Below are 16067 nucleotides of genomic sequence, written 5' to 3' on the forward strand. Positions count from 1 at the left end.
TTTAGGCGAATGGGATTGCTGCTGTCGATGGCGCTCTTTGCCACGCAACTCACCTCGGCTTGCGCACGCTACGCAATCGACAGAATCTCGATCTCCTGCGCGCCAGAGCCGACGACGTGGCCGACCGCTTTTCCCATCAGCGACCTCGCAACCGGCGAGACGAACGAGATCGAGCCGGCCTTGGGATCGGCTTCGTCCTCGCCGACGATGCGGTAGGTCTGCACCCGGCCGTCGGCGCGGCTGAAGCTGACCGTGCTGCCGAAGGCGACGATTTCGGTCGCGACGGGATCGGGCATCACCTGCGCCGTGCGCAAGCGTTCGGTGAGATAGCGGAGATCGCGCAGGGGCACGGCCGATTGCCGGCGCTTCTCGTTGACGTCCTCGATGGCTTGCGCGGCTTCATAGGCCGCGCGCGCTTCGGCAAGCTGCGTCTGCAATGCCTTGAAGCCTGCTTCCGTCACGAGGTTCGGATGCGGCGAGATCGGGCGGTCCGGCAACAGCGTCTCGGACGCGGTTTCGGCGCTCTCTTCCTTGGTGAAGGCGACGCTCAATTGAAGATCCTGTCGAACTGTTTCGTTGGCGACGCCGTGTGGCGCCGACGACCGAGACTATATCTCAAGTTCGACGAAACGGCGGAGCTTGAAGACGAGGTCCGGCACGGCCTGACGGAACCGGGTTGCGTTCTGGAAACTGGTCGAGAACGGCGCGAAGGTGAGCATCGCGTTCCAGTGCCGGTAACCATAGACCGTGACCGAAACGCCCGAACTCGGGAAGTTTTCCAGCTTGCGCAGCTCGCCGAGCACGAGATCGGCGATCGCCTCCGCCGGCAGCAGGCGCTTGCCGTCCCGCGTGGTTGCGATTTGCGCGGGCGGCTCGACCGGCTTGGTGGCCGCCGGTGCGACATCGGGCGCGCTCTCGGCCTTGGCCGCGGCCGCTTCGGACCTGGATGCCTCGACCGGCTCCACCGGATCCGCCGGCACAATCGGCGGAACCTCGGCGAGCGGAGGCGGTGCAACATGGTCTGCGCGCTTGTTGCCTCCCAGGATGCTGCTGATCATGGCCACAAGGCCGGCATCCTTCACCTCGTCACTCATCATTCCCCCCGGGCTTCGGCCTACTCTAGCACCGCTCGCGCAGACCGCCACCGGCGATGGGAGGCGGGACACCGCCGACCCAAGGCCGTGTTCTAAAATCCGAATGACCGGCGGCACCACGTTCGCTCACGTCGCGCCGTGCGATCCGTTACTGCTTATCGAACGGAATGTACTGCTGGTACTGCTTGGGCACCGAGCTGCGGTAGCGCGCCGGCACGGTGCCGGTGTCGATCGAATGATCGATCTCCTGCTGCCGGGTCATCTTCTTCTTAGCCGGCTTCTTCGACGCGCTCTTCTTGCCGTCAGTGGGCTGGCTGGACGTATCGGTGGTCGCGCTCGGCGCTGTCGTCGTCGCAGCCGGCGCAGTGCTTGTCGCGGCAGCTCCGCCCGTCGCTGGAGCGCCCTGCGCCAGTGCGAGCGGCGATTGCATCATGAGCACCAGCGCTGCCGTCGCAGCCAGGAAATATGATTTCTGCATCAGAACCTCCAAAATGCCTGATCCGAATGGGCCAGCGTAGGCCTCCGGCATCGACGCGTGCAAGTCCGTCGACAATAGGTCCGATCCCACGCCGGAACTGTGGTGGGGATCACATTGCCGGCATGGCCTATCGTCATGACAACGCGGCGTGCGTCACTGCGCACGCCGCGCTCCGCTATGCGCGAGCTCCCAGGCTGGTCTCCTCCAGCCGCGTCGCGAACCAGCGCGACAGCGCCTCGTCGACGAAGCCAGAGACATAGACCTCCGATATCGTCACGTGCGACCTGTCCAGCACCAGCAGCAAGCCGATCCAATAGGGAAACCAGACATGGACGTCGGTCAGCGCCCGCAGCTTGTGCTGATCGTGATCGAGCGGCGTGTGATTGCTCGTCTTGCGAATTTCCACGGCGAGCAGATTGTTCGGGATCTCGCGCTGATGCACGACGACATCGGGGTAGATCGACTTGCCGAGATGGTCGTCGGTCGAGATGATCGTGCCGTGCGGCAGATGCAGCGTGCGCTCGCCGAGCCGGTCGTAATTGCAATCGACCGACCAGCCGGAAAACTGTTTTTCCAGATGCACGGCGAAACGGTGCGTGACCGCGCGCTCGCCGACATCCTTCTCGAACAGGAAACCTTCTTGGGCGTAGAAGTCCCGGAGCGCTGCGATCACCTTGTTCAGCTCGGTCTGCATGGTGCCTCCGGGCCATCACGAGCACGCCAAGTTAGTAGTCCGGATGGAGCGTAGCGCAATCCGGGGTTCTCGCAAAAGGCACCGACCCCCGGATTACGCTGCGCTCCATCCGGGCTACATGAGGCCGGAATTCGCGGCGCAACCGGCGCGGTCTACATCTGCACTTCGATCAGCCGCGGGCCGGGCTCGGCGACGGCCTCCGCCAGCGCCTTGTTGAACTCGTCGGCGTTGGCGACGGCGCGACCGGGCACGCCCATGCCCTTGGCCAGCGCCACGAAGTCCAGTGTCGGCCGGTCGAGGCGGAGCATGTCGTTGGCGCGCTGGCCGGGCTCGCCGGCGCCGACATTGTCGAACTCGCCACGCAGGATCTGGTAGATGCGGTTGGCGAACACGATGGTGACGATGTCGAGGTTCTCGCGCGCCTGAGTCCACAGCGACTGGATCGTGTACATCGCGCTGCCGTCGCCGACCATGGTGATGACCTTGCGGTCCGGGCAGGCGATCGCGGCGCCGATCGACAGCGGCGTCGAGAAGCCGATCGAGCCGCCCATGTTCTGCAGCCAGTCATGCGGGGCGGCCGCCGCCGTCGGCGGGAAGAAGCCGCGGCCGGTGGTGAGGGATTCGTCGACCATGATCGCGTTCTCGGGGATCGCACAGGCAATGGCCTGTGCGATCGAGGCGAAGGTGAGCGCGCCGGTCGGCTTGACCAGCTCCTGCAAAGCCTGCGGCTTGACGTCCCTGGCGCTGGCCTTCACGGCGCCGGCGAGCGCCTCGAGCGCGGCGACCGAATTCTCGCCCCAGGAGGTCATGCGATGGACCTCGCAGCCCTGCGGCTTGAGCATGCTCGGCTTGTTCGGATAGGCGAAGAACGCCACGGGATCGTCCGACTCGACCAGCACGATGTGACGGAATTTCGCCAGCATCGGCAGCGCGTTCTCGATCACGTAGTGGATGCGGTCGATCGAGAAACGGCCGCGGCCGCGCGCCATCTTGGGGCGGAAGGTCGGGCCCATCACGGTGCAGCCGGTCTTGCCGGCGATGCGCTCGGCCAGCACCAGACCCTGCGCGCTCAGCGCACTGCCGGTCATCAGGAGCAGCGTGCCTTCGCCGTCGCCGTGCAGGATTCTGGCGGCGTGCTCGACCGCCTGCGGCGAATAGCTCGCGCGCTGCTGCTCGGCCGGAACCTCGGCAATGCCGTCGGCTTCGTTCCAGGCGGTATCGGCGGGCAGGATCAGGGTCGCGATCTGCGGCGGTGCGCTTTTGGCAGCGGCAATCGCGGCCGCGCCGTCGGCGGCGACCGATTTGGAATCCGGCGAGGTGCGGACCCAGGACGACATCGGCCGGGCCAGGCCTTCGATGTCGGAGGTCAGCGGCGCGTTGTAGCCGATGTGGTAGACGGCGTGCTGGCCGACGATGTTGACGATGCCGGAATTGGCCTTCTTGGCGTTGTGCAGATTGGCAAGGCCGTTGGCGAGGCCGGGGCCGAGATGCAGCAGGGTCGAGGCAGGCGTGCCCTTCATGCGGAAATAGCCGTCGGCCGCGCCCGTCACCACGCCTTCGAACAGGCCGAGCACGCAGCGCATGCCGGGGACACGGTCGAGCGCCGCGACAAAATGCATCTCGGAGGTGCCGGGGTTGGTGAAGCAGACGTCCACCCCGCCCTTGACCATCGTCCGCACCAGGCTTTCCGCACCGTTCATTCTGTCTGCTCCCGCAACCGGCGTTTCCAGTAATCCGTTCGGTCAATCATTGTTCGCGCGGCCCGTCAAAGCAATAGCGGGCATTGCGGCCCTGCCCCGCGTGACGACGCGCGGATTTGGCTAACGCTTTCCAGCAAATTGGCGCAGTTGCGATTTGGTAACGTCAGTCGTTAACGATGCGGCCCTCACGGGCCCGTGGCTTGCGGAACGCGCGCAAATATGGCCTCTGGCTCCGGTTGAATCGATTTTTTTCTGGGGGAAATGATGATCCGGTTTTTTGCCGCACCGATGACCGCAATGGCGCTGTTGCTGGCTGGCGCAGCCGACGCATCCGCGGCGGGGATGGTAGACTTCACGGGCACCAGTTCCACCGGCTATCTCGGCCACGGTGCGAGCCCGATCCCCCGCACCACCGTCATGTATAACGGCAATTACGCTCCCGGCACGATCGTGGTGAACACCTCCGAGCGGCGGCTCTACCTGGTGCTCGGGAACGGGCAGGCGCTGCGCTACGGCATCGGCGTCGGCCGCGACGGCTTCCGCTGGGGCGGGGTGCACAAGATCACCGCCAAGAAGGAATGGCCGGACTGGACGCCGCCGTCGCAGATGCTGGCGCGCCGGCCGGACCTGCCGCGCCACATGAAGGGGGGCATCGAGAATCCGCTCGGCGCCCGCGCCATGTATCTGGGCTCGACGCTGTACCGCATCCACGGCTCCAACGAGCCGGAGACGATCGGTCAGGCCGTCTCCTCGGGCTGCTTCCGCATGACCAACGACGACGTCACCGACCTCTATAGCCGCGTCTCGGTCGGCACCACGGTGGTGGTGCTGAACAAGTAGGTCCGCGCGCCCTCTCCCGCTTGCGGGAGAGGGTCTCTCCGCAACGGGACAATCCCCCAGAGGAAGAACCCTCACCCGCCGCTACGCGACCTCTCCCGCAAGCGGGAGAGGTTGAGGAGAGTCCGACATGCGGCCGGAACCCGCAGGGCGCGTGAATTTGCGGTCTTGTGCGCGAGGCGCGAATGCGGCAGCGTCGCAGGACGATGAGCGCATATGTCCCGCCCTCGCCCGGCCGTCGCTTCGCCCTGCTGGTACTCGCGACGCTCACCTGTGCGCCTGACACCGCTACCATGGCTGCGGCCGGCGAGCTGCCGGCGATCTCCTCGCGCCAGCGCGCCGAGAAGAAGAGCTTCACCGACGGCGAGATCGTCGACGGCTTCCTGAAGACGGCGTTCGGCGCCGAATATCACCTCGCTGGCCGCGTCGACCGCATCCGCAAGTTCGACGGACCGGTGCGCGTCTATGCCGAGAGCGACCGCGCCGATCGCAAGACGCAGCTCGCCAAGGTCGTGGCCGACATCGGCAAGCGCGTGCAGCATCTCGACATCGCCATGATCGAGACCAACGAAGCGGCGAACGTGCGCGTGAAGCTGGTGCGCGACCGCGATCTCTTCCGCACCATCTCGAGCTTCTACGGCGCCGAGAAGGCGCGCGAGATCCGCTCCTCGCTCGATCCGCAATGCCTGTCCGGCTTCCGCAAGAACGACAATTTCGAGATCGAGCATTCCGATGTCATCCTCACCGTCGACAACGGCGATTTCACCTTCCTCGACTGCGCCTATGAGGAGCTGCTGCAATCGCTCGGGCCGATCAACGACACCACAAGCGTGCCCTGGACCATGTTCAACGACAACGTCTCGATGGGCTATTTCGACGTCTACGACCAGTACATCCTCAACCTGCTGTACGATCCCCGCATCAAGGCGGGCATGACCGTGGCGGAGGTCAAGGCGGTGCTGCCCGCCGTGCTCAAGGACGTGCGCGCCTGGGTGAAGCGGGTGAATGATCTGAAGGAGTGAAGCGCACTGCCCTCCCCTTGCGAGGGAGGGCAATCGCATATGACTTGTGGCGGCGGCCTGCGCGCACGCCTCGTCCTTCGAGACGGCGCTTACGCGCCTCCTCAGGATGAGGCTAATCGGCGTCAGTGCTCGTTGAAATTGCTGCCGCGCGCGCCGCCCTCATCCTGAGGAACCCGCCCAAAGCGGGCGTCTCGAAGGATGGGCCTCAAGTGCGCGGCGGCCGCGCGCGGTCGCGCAAAATGCAGATGCGAAAGTCTCTACCTTCCAGGAGGGTAGGCAAGACCTCGCCTTCACCCTCGATCGCGCCTCACGCCTTCTTGGCCTTCGTCATCAGAAACTGCTGGCGCATCACGTTGTTGCCGGCGTCGAAATACTCCGAGATCAACGCCTCGAACTCGGCACGGAAGCTCTCGAGCTTGTCCGGCTCGTCCTTGTACTGGGCGACGAGCTTGATCAACGGCCCGATCGTCGCTTCCATGGTGCGGCGGAAATGCTGCGGGCTGAGCGTGGACGGCGTCATCATGTCCATCTCGAACGAGATTTCCTTCGCCTTCCCCGCGAGACGCTCGGCGACGATTTTCGGATCGCCCCACAACGCCGGTGAGGCGACGCCCTCGGGTGGCGGCAGATGGCGGCCGACCAGCGCGAACATGCGGCCGGTGTAGAGATGCGGCGGCCAGGTGGAGAAGGCGATGGTGCCGCCGGGCTTCAGCACGCGCAGCATCTCGCCGATGGTGACGTCCGGACGCGGCGCGAACATGTGGCCGAACTGGCTGAGCACCACGTCGAACTCGCTGTCGCCATAGGGCAGGCTTTCAGCGTCGCCCTCGACGAAGTCGAGATCGAGATTCACCAGCCTTGCGTGCTCGCGGGCGCGCTCGATCAGAACCGGCGAGAGGTCGAGACCGCTGACCTTCGCACCGCGGCGCGCGGCTGTGATCGCGACAACGCCGGTGCCGCATCCGACGTCGAGCAGTTTTTGGCCGGCGGCAATGCCGGCAAAACCGACCAGCTTGGCCGCGGTCGGAGTCGTGAAAACCTCCATCGGCGTGAACAGCGACCAGGCTTCCTTCTGGATGGCCTTGAAACCTGCAAACGGGTCCTGCGCGGTCATGGAACTCTCCCTTTGCTTGAGGTCGATCTTCATGAGGCTGGCGACGCATACCGAAGGTTCAACGCGTTAGCGTGGCTCCGCGGCACAAGGGCTCTATTGCACGAGATCGGCGACCGTGGTTGCGGCTTTCAGGCCCGTGCCGGTGAGAACAGCGACCGTGGTCTCGTTTGCCCTGATGGCGCCGGTTGCGGCGAGCTTGTCCAGGGCCGCAGCTGCGCTGGCGCTGGTCGGCTCGGCGAACAGGCCCTGGCGCGCAAGGCGGCGCAGGGCGGCGACGATCTCGTCCTCGGTGAGCGCGATGGTGCCGCCGCCGCTCTCGCGCAAGGCGGCGATGATCTCGCGCAGGCGCAGGGGAGTCTTGATGGCGGTGCCTTCGGCGACGGTCTTGCTCACCTCGCGCGCGACGGGCGTATCGACACCGGCCTTGAAGCTTGCATCGATCGGCGAGCAATTGAGCGGCTGCGCCGCGAACAGGCGCGGCAGCGTCGAGATCTGCCCGGTCTTCAACAGCTCGCGGAAGCCGAAGGCGCAACCCAGGAGACTGCTGCCGGCGCCGACGGGAACGATGACGTTGTCGGGCGCGCGGAAGCCGAGATCTTCCCAGATCTCGTAGGCGAGCGACTTGGTGCCTTCGAGGAAGAACGGCTGCCAATTGTGGCTGGCGTAGAAGGTCTGGCTCGACTGGCGGATGGCCTCGGCTTCGGATTCCTCGCGCGGGCCCTCCACGAGCTGCACGCTCGCGCCGTAGGCGCGGACCTGCGCGATCTTGGCCGGCGACGTCGAGGCGGGCGCCAGAATCTTAACGCGCATGCCGCCGGCGGCGCCCAACCCGGCCATCGACGAGCCGCCGTTGCCGGAGGAATCCTCCAGAATGGCCGAGATGCCGATCTGCCGCAGGAAGGACAGCATCACGGCGGAGCCGCGATCCTTGAAGCTGCCGGTCGGGTTGAACCATTCGAGCTTGAACAGCGGGCGGAGGGCGCCCCATTCCTGCTGGACCAGCGGCGTGCAGCCTTCGCCGAGCGTGATCGGGGTGTTGATCTCGACCGGCAGCGCCGCCCGGTAGCGCCAGAGCGACCGCGTCCGGCCATCGATGTCCTCGCGCGAGATGCCCGCCCCCGGCGTCACCAGCAGCGGCGTGCGCTCGTCCGAGCACCAGCGCGGCTGGTCCAGGGGATAGAGCTTTCCGTTGCGGGGATCGATGTAGCTGGCGGCGGGCATGGCAGTCTCCAAGGCAGGGGCAGCGCGGTGCGCCGAACTTGAAGCCCGCCGCACGAAACGAAGCAACAGCTCCTTGAAAACACGAAAAACGGAACTATTTCAATTCCTTAAACTGGCCTCGCAGGCAAGGCGGCGAGCTCGATGAGCGATGCGGGCAGGCCCGACGGCCCTCTCGATGACGGAATTTGGCCGCCAACGGCCGCTGCGCCCTGCCACGATTAACTTGTCTGTCGTCGCCGGCCGCTACAATATGTTGGATTGAGCTTGCGCCGCCGGTTCGGCGTCGCAAGCGAGCCAGGCCCGTCCGAGCGGCGGGCCGTTGGTTTTTTGGGAGCCTGGACATGAGCCGTGCCAACCGTACCGACCACATCCGCCTGACTTCCCATCCGGAGCCGGGCAGGAAGGCCGCCTTTCCGATCCATTGGGGCGCCACTGATGCGCGCGCCCGCGGGCCGATCATTGGCACGGTGTCGCGCGCCGGGGATCGCAACGTGATCGGCAGCCATGGCGGGTCGTATGCGATGTACCGGGCGCTCGCGGTCTCCGCCGGCGCGCTTGATCCGATTCGAAGGCCCGACCTCACCAACACCTTTCCGGCCGCGACCATCGGCCCGTTCCCGCAATGGAGCGATCCCACCAAGATCGTCGCGCTCGATCCCTGGGGGCATCTGGTCGCCGAGAATTTTCGCCAGGAGATCGCCGAGGGCGCGGACATCCGCCCCAGCATCGCGGTGACGCGGGCGCGGCTCGACCTGCCGGAGATCCGCGAAGCGATCGCCGCAAAGCGGCTGCGCGCCGACGGCGAGGTCGTGCACGCCAGTGGCAGCGTCTCGGTGGTGAAGATCGCGATCGATCCGGTGTGGTACCTGCCGGGCCTTGCGGCGCGCTTCGGCACCGGCGAGACCGAGCTGCGGCGCACGCTGTTCGAGCAGACCGCCGGCATGTTCCCGGAGCTGGTGACGCGGCCGGACATGAAGGTGTTCCTGCCGCCGATCGGCGGCACCACGGTCTACCTGTTCGGCGACGTGACAAAACTGCCGGATCACCGCACCAAGATCACCTGCCGCGTGCATGACGAATGCAACGGCTCCGACGTGTTCGGCTCCGACATCTGCACCTGCCGGCCCTATCTGATCCACGGCATCGAGGAATCCGCGCGCGGCGCGCAGGAGGGCGGGCTCGGGCTCGTCGTCTACAACCGGAAAGAGGGCCGCGCACTCGGCGAGGTCACCAAATTCCTGGTCTACAATGCGCGCAAACGGCAGGAGGACGGCGATGCGGCCGCCGCCTATTTCGAGCGCACCGAGTGCGTGGCCGGCGTCCAGGATGCACGCTTCCAGCAATTGATGCCGGATACGATCCACTGGCTCGGCCTCAAGCGCATCGACCGCTTCCTGTCGATGAGCGACATGAAATACGACGCGTTGACCTCGCAAGGCATCGACATCGTCGAGCGCGTGCCGATCCCGCTGGAGCTGATTCCGGCCGACGCCCATGTCGAGATCGCCGCGAAGAAGGCCGCCGGCTATTACTCCACCGACATCGCGCCGGAGCAGTCCGTGAACGGCGTGGTCGGGCGTTCGCTGGAAAAATACTGATCGCGATGGCGGACGCTTTGGAATCGCAGGCGCGCTCGCTGCTCACCGCAAAGGCGGTTCGCGCGCGCGCCGGGCAGATGCTCGAGCTCGGCCTTGCCGGCGGGCTCACCCATTTCACTGTTGATCTCGACCGCATGGATGGCGTTGCCGAGGCCGTGCTCGCCGTGACGCGGAAAGCCTATCCGACGCTCGACATTCCGTTCCATGCGCGCTGGCGGCACTTTGTGCTCGGCGACGTCGATCGCTGGGCCCGGCTCGCCGATGCTGCGTCCTGGCCGGATCGCGCGGCGCGGGCGCGCGCCGAGTTCGACCTCGCCATCGCCAGCGTGCTGCTGGATGCAGGTGCCGGCGCAGCGTGGCGCTATCGCGACGCCGTGACGGGAACAGACGTAGGCCGATCGGAAGGACTTGCGATCGCGAGCCTCGACATGTTCGCGAGCGGGCTGTTTTCGCGCGATGCGCGTGCGCCTTTCAGGGCCGATGCGGAGGTGCTTGCAAGCCTGCCCCTTGCCTCACTCACCTCCGCCTTTCAGGTCAGCGACGCCAATCCGCTGCTCGGCCTCGAGGGACGCACCGACCTGCTGCGCCGTCTGGGCAGGCAGGTCTCCGAGCGTGCGGACGTGTTCGGCTTACACGATACGCCGCGGCCGGGTGGGCTGTTCGATCATATCGCGGTGCAGGCGACCGGCGGCGCCGTCGCTGCGCCCGCGATCCTGTCCGCGGTGCTGAACCAGCTCGGGCCGATCTGGCCGTCGCGGCTCGCGCTGGCGGGTGTCCCGCTCGGCGATTGCTGGCGGCATCCGGCGATCAAGGCCGACGATGGCACGGCAGGCCTCGTGCCGCTGCACAAGCTGTCGCAATGGCTGAGCTATTCGCTGATCGAGCCGCTGCAGCGCGCCGGCCTCGAGGTAACCGACATCGACGGCCTCACCGGGCTTGCCGAATATCGCAATGGCGGCCTGTTCGTCGACCATGAGGTGCTGCGCCTGCGCGATGCCGCGGACGCCGCGCGCGCGCATGAAGTGGATTCGCTGCTCGTCGTGGAGTGGCGCGCGCTGACAGTTGCATTGCTCGACAAATTGGCGGAGCGCATTCGCGCCAAGCTCGGCCGCACGCCTGAGACATTGCCGCTTGCAAGTATTCTGGAAGGCGGCACCTGGGCCGCCGGCCGCGCCATCGCGTTTGCGCGCCGCCCCGATGGTTCGCCGCCGCTCAAGGTGATCAGCGACGGCACGGTGTTCTGACCTTCTCCCCTTGTGGGAGAGGGTGGCTTCGCGAAGGCGAAGCCGGGTGAGGGGTATGTCTCCGCGGGCACATCTCTCAGTTGATTTCGCGGAGACAACCCCTCATCCGGCGCTTCGCGCCACCTTCTCCCACAAGGGGAGAAGGGAAAAGCAAGAGCATCTCATTATGGAAGGCGTCACGATCGTCGATCATCCGCTGGTGCAGCACAAGCTGACGCTGGTGCGGGACAAGTCCATCTCGACCAAGTCGTTCCGCGAGCTGATCAAGGAAATCGGCATGCTCTTGTGCTACGAGGTGACGCGCGACCTGCCGCTCGCCGACACCGTGATCGAGACGCCGCTGGCGACGATGCATTCGGCCAAGATCGCCGGCAAGAAGCTGGTGTTCGTGCCGATGCTGCGCGCCGGCACCACCTTCGTCGACGGCATGATGGACCTGGTGCCGACTGCGCGCGTCGCCCATATCGGCCTCTACCGCCAGCCGCACAGCTTTGCCGCGGTGGAGTATTTCTTCAAATCGCCGTCTGACCTCAGCGAGCGCCTCGCCATCGTGGTGACGCCGGTGGTCGCCACCGCCAATACCGCCGTCGCTGCCATCGACCGGCTGAAGGAGCGCGGCGCCAGGGACATCCGCGTTGCCTGCCTGATCGCAGCACCGGAAGGACTCGAGCGGCTGCGCGGATTGCATCCGGACGTGCCGATCTGGACCGCGGCGGTGGATGAAGGGCTCGACGAGAACGGGTTCATCCTGCCGGGCCTCGGCGATGCCGGCGACCGCGCCTACGGAACGCGGTAAGCGCGCTCTAAAGCGAAATGGCTTCAGGTTGAATCGAGTGGCTGCGGGCTCGTCCACCTCTCCCGCTTGCGGGAGAGGTCGGCGCGTAGCGCCGGGTGAGGGTTCTTTCCTCTGGGGGACCCATTGCGGCGTCGGGATTGCTCGGGATTGCGGAAGGTTTCCCTGCGTGGCGAGAGCCCTCACCCGCCGCGCTCTGCAATCGCGTCGGCCTCTCCCGCAAGCGGGAGAGGCGAACAAAGCCCGCGGACAATCCCTGTGAAATCCAAATGCGATCGCCCTGCCCGCAAGCGGGAGAGGGAGCGCACCTTCGTCGTTGCAGCAATCAAGCCTGATCTCATCGCGCTCAAATCTTCCCGCTGCCGCAAATTCCCTTCAGCGCCTGCCACTCCTTGTCGGTCAGCAGCGGCGGGCCGCTGGCGGGCCGATCCTCCATCGTCATGCGCGCGAGGCGGTCCTCGGTCAGCGGATGGCTGGCGAGGATCGTGGCGAGCGAGGAGCCGCCCTCCTTGCCGGTGATGCGGAACATCAACTGGGCCGCAGGTTTCGGCGAACGGCCAAGTGCATGCATGATCTCGATCGCGAAGGTGTCGGCGCCGGTCTCGGCGTCGCGCGAATAGGACGCTTCGACCAGGCTGCGCGAGGCGAAGATCACGGCCGAGGAGCCGGTGACGTCGCCGAACAACAGGCCGATCAGGAACGAGGTGCCGCCGTTATAGATCAGGCCGCGCATGTTGTCGTAATGCTTGAGATGGCCGAGCTCGTGGGCGAGGATGCCGGCAAGCTCGTCGGGATTCTCGGCCTTGTCGAGCAGGCCCTTCAGCACGAACACCTTGCCGCCGGGCAGCGCGAAGGCATTCGGCACCGCGGTGGGCAGCACGCCGGCAGTCATGGTGTCGTCGAGGCCGGCCGCATCGCGCAGGCGATTGACCAGCTTCGTGAACGCGGCCTTGCCCGCGGGGTCTTCGCAGACGCTGCGGCCGAAAATGGTCTTCATCTGGACCTCGGCCGCGTCGCCGATACGCCGTTCGACCGGCTTGGGCACCAGCGGCGCGAGCCGGTCGGCGGCGAGCGGCACGCCGAACAGGACCACGCAGACGATGGAGACGGCGGCGGCAACCGACCAGCCCACGATCTTCGCGACACCGCGGCGCGTCGTCCGGTGCTCGTCGAGCCGCGTGCAGCGGGCGACCACCTCTGCGGCGAGCGCGGCATCGCGGATCTCCAGCCGGGCCAGAGGCGGCGCGGACGTCGCAGCCAGGCGCAGGATTCCAGGGGGACCGTCGGCGCGGCGAAGGTCGGCATAGGCCCAGCGAACGGGCGTTACGCCGTCCTCGGCGATCTCGAGCGCATCACTGAGCGTCAGCGTCACTTGCCGTCTGCGGCTCGACACGCCGTCGAAGAAGATGGTCGGCTTGGCCGACTGCGCCGGGGTCTCGGCAAACACGTCACTCACAGCTCAGAATCCCGCGACATCGAGTCCGTCGGCAAAGCCTTCGCCGAGCGCGCTGGCAAGCTGACCGCTGCCGCGCACGTCCGCCGCGGCCCCGATGTTGTGCACCTCGACGGTCTCCAGCACCTTGGCCCAGAGATCGCGCTGGAGATAGACGCGCATCACGATGTTGATGGCAAGGGCGAGCGCGAAATAGCCGATCACCATCATCACCACCATCGGGATGCTCTTCGTCGCATTGTCGCCGGCGAAGATCTCCTCGGCCGGAACGCCGGTCAGGGTGACGACGAGCAAGGCGCTGCCGCCCATATAGGCCGCGAACGCGACCGTGAGCAGCATCCACCAGCCGATCACTTTCCAGTACAGGCCGTAGAAGGCGTCGTGCGGCAGGTTCGAGGACAGGCCGACGCCACCGATGCGGATGCCGTCGAGCCACCAGCGCCATTCGCGGGCCTTGAACTCCGCGTAAAAGAACGGTGCGAGCGGGAAGATGAAGAGCGCGATCGGGCTGAGCAGCCACAACCACCAGCCGCGCTTGAAGAAGGTCCAGCCGTCGCCTTCGAAATCGCCGCGGAGATCGCCGTAATGGGTGTGCCGCATCTTGTAGCGTTCGAGAGCAGCCTCGCGCCAGGGCAGCGCCAGGCCGAGCGTCAGGAACACCAGCAGGCCCCACAGCATGGCGCGAAACGCGTAAGCCCAGCCCGAGCCGTCCATCCAGAAGCGGACGCCGCGCCAGACCGTGCGCGTCAGGCGGTAGCGCCGCGCACGAAAAATCGCGAACTGGCCGAAGGCGTAGAAGGCGATGAATAGCGGCGTCGAGGCAAAGCCCTGCCAGCGCTCGAACTCGATGCCAACGAGAAAATAGGCGAGATAGATCGGCACCAGGATCGCGAGCGCGAACAGGAAGCCGATCAGGAGCTCCTTGGCCCGCCCGGTGTATTCGGCCGCGTCGCCGTCGATCGCGGTGTGCGTCCACAGATGACGGCGGATGTCGGTGACGAGCCAGAACCGGTAGAAGCCGAAGGTGACCAGCTCCAGCAAGGCACCCTTGGTGACCAGTTTGCGGAACTCGGAGCGGTTGCCGGAGAAATCGACCCGCGTCGGCGGCAGCGGCGGGGGTAAGGGTTCGGACCCGATGGGGGTCCATTGCATGTCGTTCACGGCAGCAACCTCGGGATGCGGATCTGTTCCGGTCAAACTATAGATCAGAGGTTAGTCGATCCCCAAGACGGGCGGGTTCGATTTGGCTCGATTCCAGCCGGTTTCTGCATGCTTCCACGACAAAACGGTGTGCGGGGGATCACGCTCGTCGATGTCCCCTAGCCTCGATGAAGCGACGCGCAATCGAGGACAGCGGCAGCGGCACGATTCCCGGATTACGCTTGCGCTCCATCCAGGCTACGCACCTCCGTCCGGGCTACGCCCAAAGGTTGGATGCGGCAAAACTCTCCCTTGCCCCGGCGCAGACAACCGGCTGTAATTGCAAATCAAATACCGCAGCGCAGAATTCAACGACGCGCGGTTCATATCGAGGGAGAACGGTCATGCACGGGACCATCGAAAGCGCGGCCAAACTCGACGCATTGCGCGAGCGCGCCAGCTCGCTGCCGCTGGAGCAATTCGATCCCGGCGACCCCGAATTGTTCAGGACCGATACGTTCTGGCCCTATTTCGATCGGCTGCGCCGGGAAGATCCCGTGCACTATTGCAAGGATTCGATGTTCGGGCCGTACTGGTCGGTGACGCGCTACAACGACATCATGGAGATCGAGACCAACCATACGGTGTTCTCCTCGGCCTCCTCGCTCGGCGGCATCACCATCCGCGACATCGATCCGGATCTGCGCCGCGAGAGTTTCATCTCGATGGACCCGCCGCGCCATGCAGCTCAGCGCAAGACCGTGGCGCCGATGTTCACGCCGACGCACCTGGACAATCTCGCCATCAACATCCGCAAGCGCTCGGCCGAGTGCCTGGACAACCTGCCCCGCGGCGAGGTGTTCGACTGGGTCGACCAGGTCTCGATCGAGCTCACGACGCAGATGCTGGCGGTGCTGTTCGACTTCCCCTGGGAGGACCGCCGCAAGCTGACGCGCTGGTCGGACGTCGCGACCACGATTCCCGGGCCCGACGGCCTCGTCGCGACCGAGGACGAACGGCAGGCCGAACTCGCCGAATGCGCGGCCTACTTCTCCCGGCTCTGGAAGGAGCGCATCGAACAGCCGCCGAAGAGCGACCTGCTGTCGATGATGGCGCATGGCGCTGCCACGCGCGACATGGATGCGAAGAACTTCCTCGGCAATCTCATCCTCCTGATCGTCGGCGGCAACGACACCACCCGCAACACCATGTCGGGCTCGCTTCTCGCGCTGAGCCAGCATCCCGAGCAATATCGCAAGCTGCGCGAGAACCCTGACCTGCTCGACAGCTTCGTGCCGGAGGTGATCCGCTGGCAGACGCCGCTGGCGCATATGCGCAGGACGGCGCTCTCCGACTTCGAGTTCCGCGGCAGGCAGATCAAGAAGGGTGACAAGGTCGTGATGTGGTACGTCTCGGGCAACCGCGACGAGGAGGCGATCGAGAGGCCCTACGAGTTCATCATCGATCGCGCGCGGCCGCGCACGCACCTGTCCTTCGGCTTCGGCATTCACCGTTGCGTCGGCCTGCGGCTTGCCGAGCTTCAGCTCAAGATTATTTGGGAGGAAATTCTCAGGCGGTTCGACCATATTGACGTGGTCGGCGAACCCAGGCGGGTCTACTCGAGCTTCGTGAAGGGTATTGAGACGCTGCCGGTGAAGATTGCGGCGTGAGTCGAAGGC

General features: G+C 65.8%; 15 protein-coding genes. 6 read left to right on the plus strand and 9 right to left on the minus strand.

What is annotated here, in order from left to right; all coding sequences use genetic code 11:
* Nucleotides 1-68 precede the first annotated feature (68 nt).
* From greA to N2604_RS34990, 5 genes are all read right to left on the minus strand, one after another.
* Nucleotides 69-551 (minus strand): transcription elongation factor GreA, encoded by a 483-nt coding sequence (gene greA / locus N2604_RS34970; protein ID WP_260372489.1) that lies wholly within the window; start codon nucleotides 549-551, stop codon nucleotides 69-71.
* Between the two features lie 57 nt (nucleotides 552-608).
* On the minus strand, nucleotides 609-1094 hold the full coding sequence (locus tag N2604_RS34975; RefSeq protein WP_260372490.1) for a hypothetical protein: 486 nt from the start codon (nucleotides 1092-1094) through the stop codon (nucleotides 609-611).
* Nucleotides 1095-1242: 148 nt separating this feature from the next.
* A complete protein-coding gene (locus N2604_RS34980) occupies nucleotides 1243-1572 on the minus strand; it encodes a hypothetical protein (RefSeq protein WP_260372491.1) in 330 nt (109 codons plus the stop codon).
* Between the two features lie 175 nt (nucleotides 1573-1747).
* On the minus strand, nucleotides 1748-2266 hold the full coding sequence (locus N2604_RS34985; RefSeq protein ID WP_260372492.1) for a hypothetical protein: 519 nt from the start codon (nucleotides 2264-2266) through the stop codon (nucleotides 1748-1750).
* A gap of 152 nt (nucleotides 2267-2418) precedes the next feature.
* A complete protein-coding gene (locus N2604_RS34990; protein WP_260372493.1) occupies nucleotides 2419-3966 on the minus strand; it encodes an acetolactate synthase large subunit in 1548 nt (515 codons plus the stop codon).
* Nucleotides 3967-4230: 264 nt separating this feature from the next.
* On the opposite strand from N2604_RS34990, the gene N2604_RS34995 reads away from it, so the two are divergent.
* Complete coding sequence (locus N2604_RS34995) at nucleotides 4231-4806, plus strand: L,D-transpeptidase (RefSeq protein WP_260372494.1); 576 nt, start codon at nucleotides 4231-4233, stop codon at nucleotides 4804-4806.
* 203 nt (nucleotides 4807-5009) lie between these two features.
* Entirely contained in the window at nucleotides 5010-5825 is an 816-nt protein-coding gene (locus N2604_RS35000; RefSeq protein ID WP_260372495.1) for a DUF2927 domain-containing protein, read from the plus strand.
* A gap of 307 nt (nucleotides 5826-6132) precedes the next feature.
* On the opposite strand, the gene N2604_RS35005 is transcribed toward N2604_RS35000, so the two are convergent.
* Nucleotides 6133-6939 carry a class I SAM-dependent methyltransferase gene (locus N2604_RS35005; RefSeq protein ID WP_260372496.1) on the minus strand — a complete coding sequence of 269 codons (807 nt, stop codon included), beginning with the start codon at nucleotides 6937-6939 and terminating at the stop codon, nucleotides 6133-6135.
* A gap of 93 nt (nucleotides 6940-7032) precedes the next feature.
* Complete coding sequence (locus N2604_RS35010) at nucleotides 7033-8160, minus strand: pyridoxal-phosphate dependent enzyme (RefSeq protein ID WP_260372497.1); 1128 nt, start codon at nucleotides 8158-8160, stop codon at nucleotides 7033-7035.
* A 341-nt stretch (nucleotides 8161-8501) separates the two neighbouring features.
* On the opposite strand from N2604_RS35010, the gene N2604_RS35015 reads away from it, so the two are divergent.
* From N2604_RS35015 to upp, 3 genes are all read left to right on the plus strand, one after another.
* Nucleotides 8502-9758 (plus strand): GTP cyclohydrolase II, encoded by a 1257-nt coding sequence (locus N2604_RS35015; protein ID WP_260372498.1) that lies wholly within the window; start codon nucleotides 8502-8504, stop codon nucleotides 9756-9758.
* Nucleotides 9759-9763: 5 nt separating this feature from the next.
* Nucleotides 9764-11002 (plus strand): URC4/urg3 family protein, encoded by a 1239-nt coding sequence (locus tag N2604_RS35020; protein ID WP_260372499.1) that lies wholly within the window; start codon nucleotides 9764-9766, stop codon nucleotides 11000-11002.
* A 166-nt stretch (nucleotides 11003-11168) separates the two neighbouring features.
* Complete coding sequence (upp, locus tag N2604_RS35025) at nucleotides 11169-11798, plus strand: uracil phosphoribosyltransferase (RefSeq protein ID WP_260372500.1); 630 nt, start codon at nucleotides 11169-11171, stop codon at nucleotides 11796-11798.
* A gap of 343 nt (nucleotides 11799-12141) precedes the next feature.
* Here the strand turns inward: upp and N2604_RS35030 are convergent, their stop codons facing one another.
* Both N2604_RS35030 and N2604_RS35035 read right to left on the minus strand, forming a co-directional pair.
* Nucleotides 12142-13251, minus strand: a complete 1110-nt coding sequence (locus tag N2604_RS35030) for a M48 family metallopeptidase (protein ID WP_260372501.1) — start codon at nucleotides 13249-13251, stop codon at nucleotides 12142-12144.
* A gap of 3 nt (nucleotides 13252-13254) precedes the next feature.
* Nucleotides 13255-14400 (minus strand): YjgN family protein, encoded by a 1146-nt coding sequence (locus N2604_RS35035; protein ID WP_260376373.1) that lies wholly within the window; start codon nucleotides 14398-14400, stop codon nucleotides 13255-13257.
* A gap of 392 nt (nucleotides 14401-14792) precedes the next feature.
* Here N2604_RS35035 and N2604_RS35040 point away from each other — a divergent pair, with 392 nt between their 5' ends.
* Nucleotides 14793-16058, plus strand: coding sequence for a cytochrome P450 (locus N2604_RS35040; RefSeq protein ID WP_260372502.1), 1266 nt, complete (start codon nucleotides 14793-14795; stop codon nucleotides 16056-16058).
* Nucleotides 16059-16067 lie beyond the last annotated feature (9 nt).

The organism is Bradyrhizobium sp. CB1015, assembly GCF_025200925.1.
GTDB lineage: Bacteria > Pseudomonadota > Alphaproteobacteria > Rhizobiales > Xanthobacteraceae > Bradyrhizobium.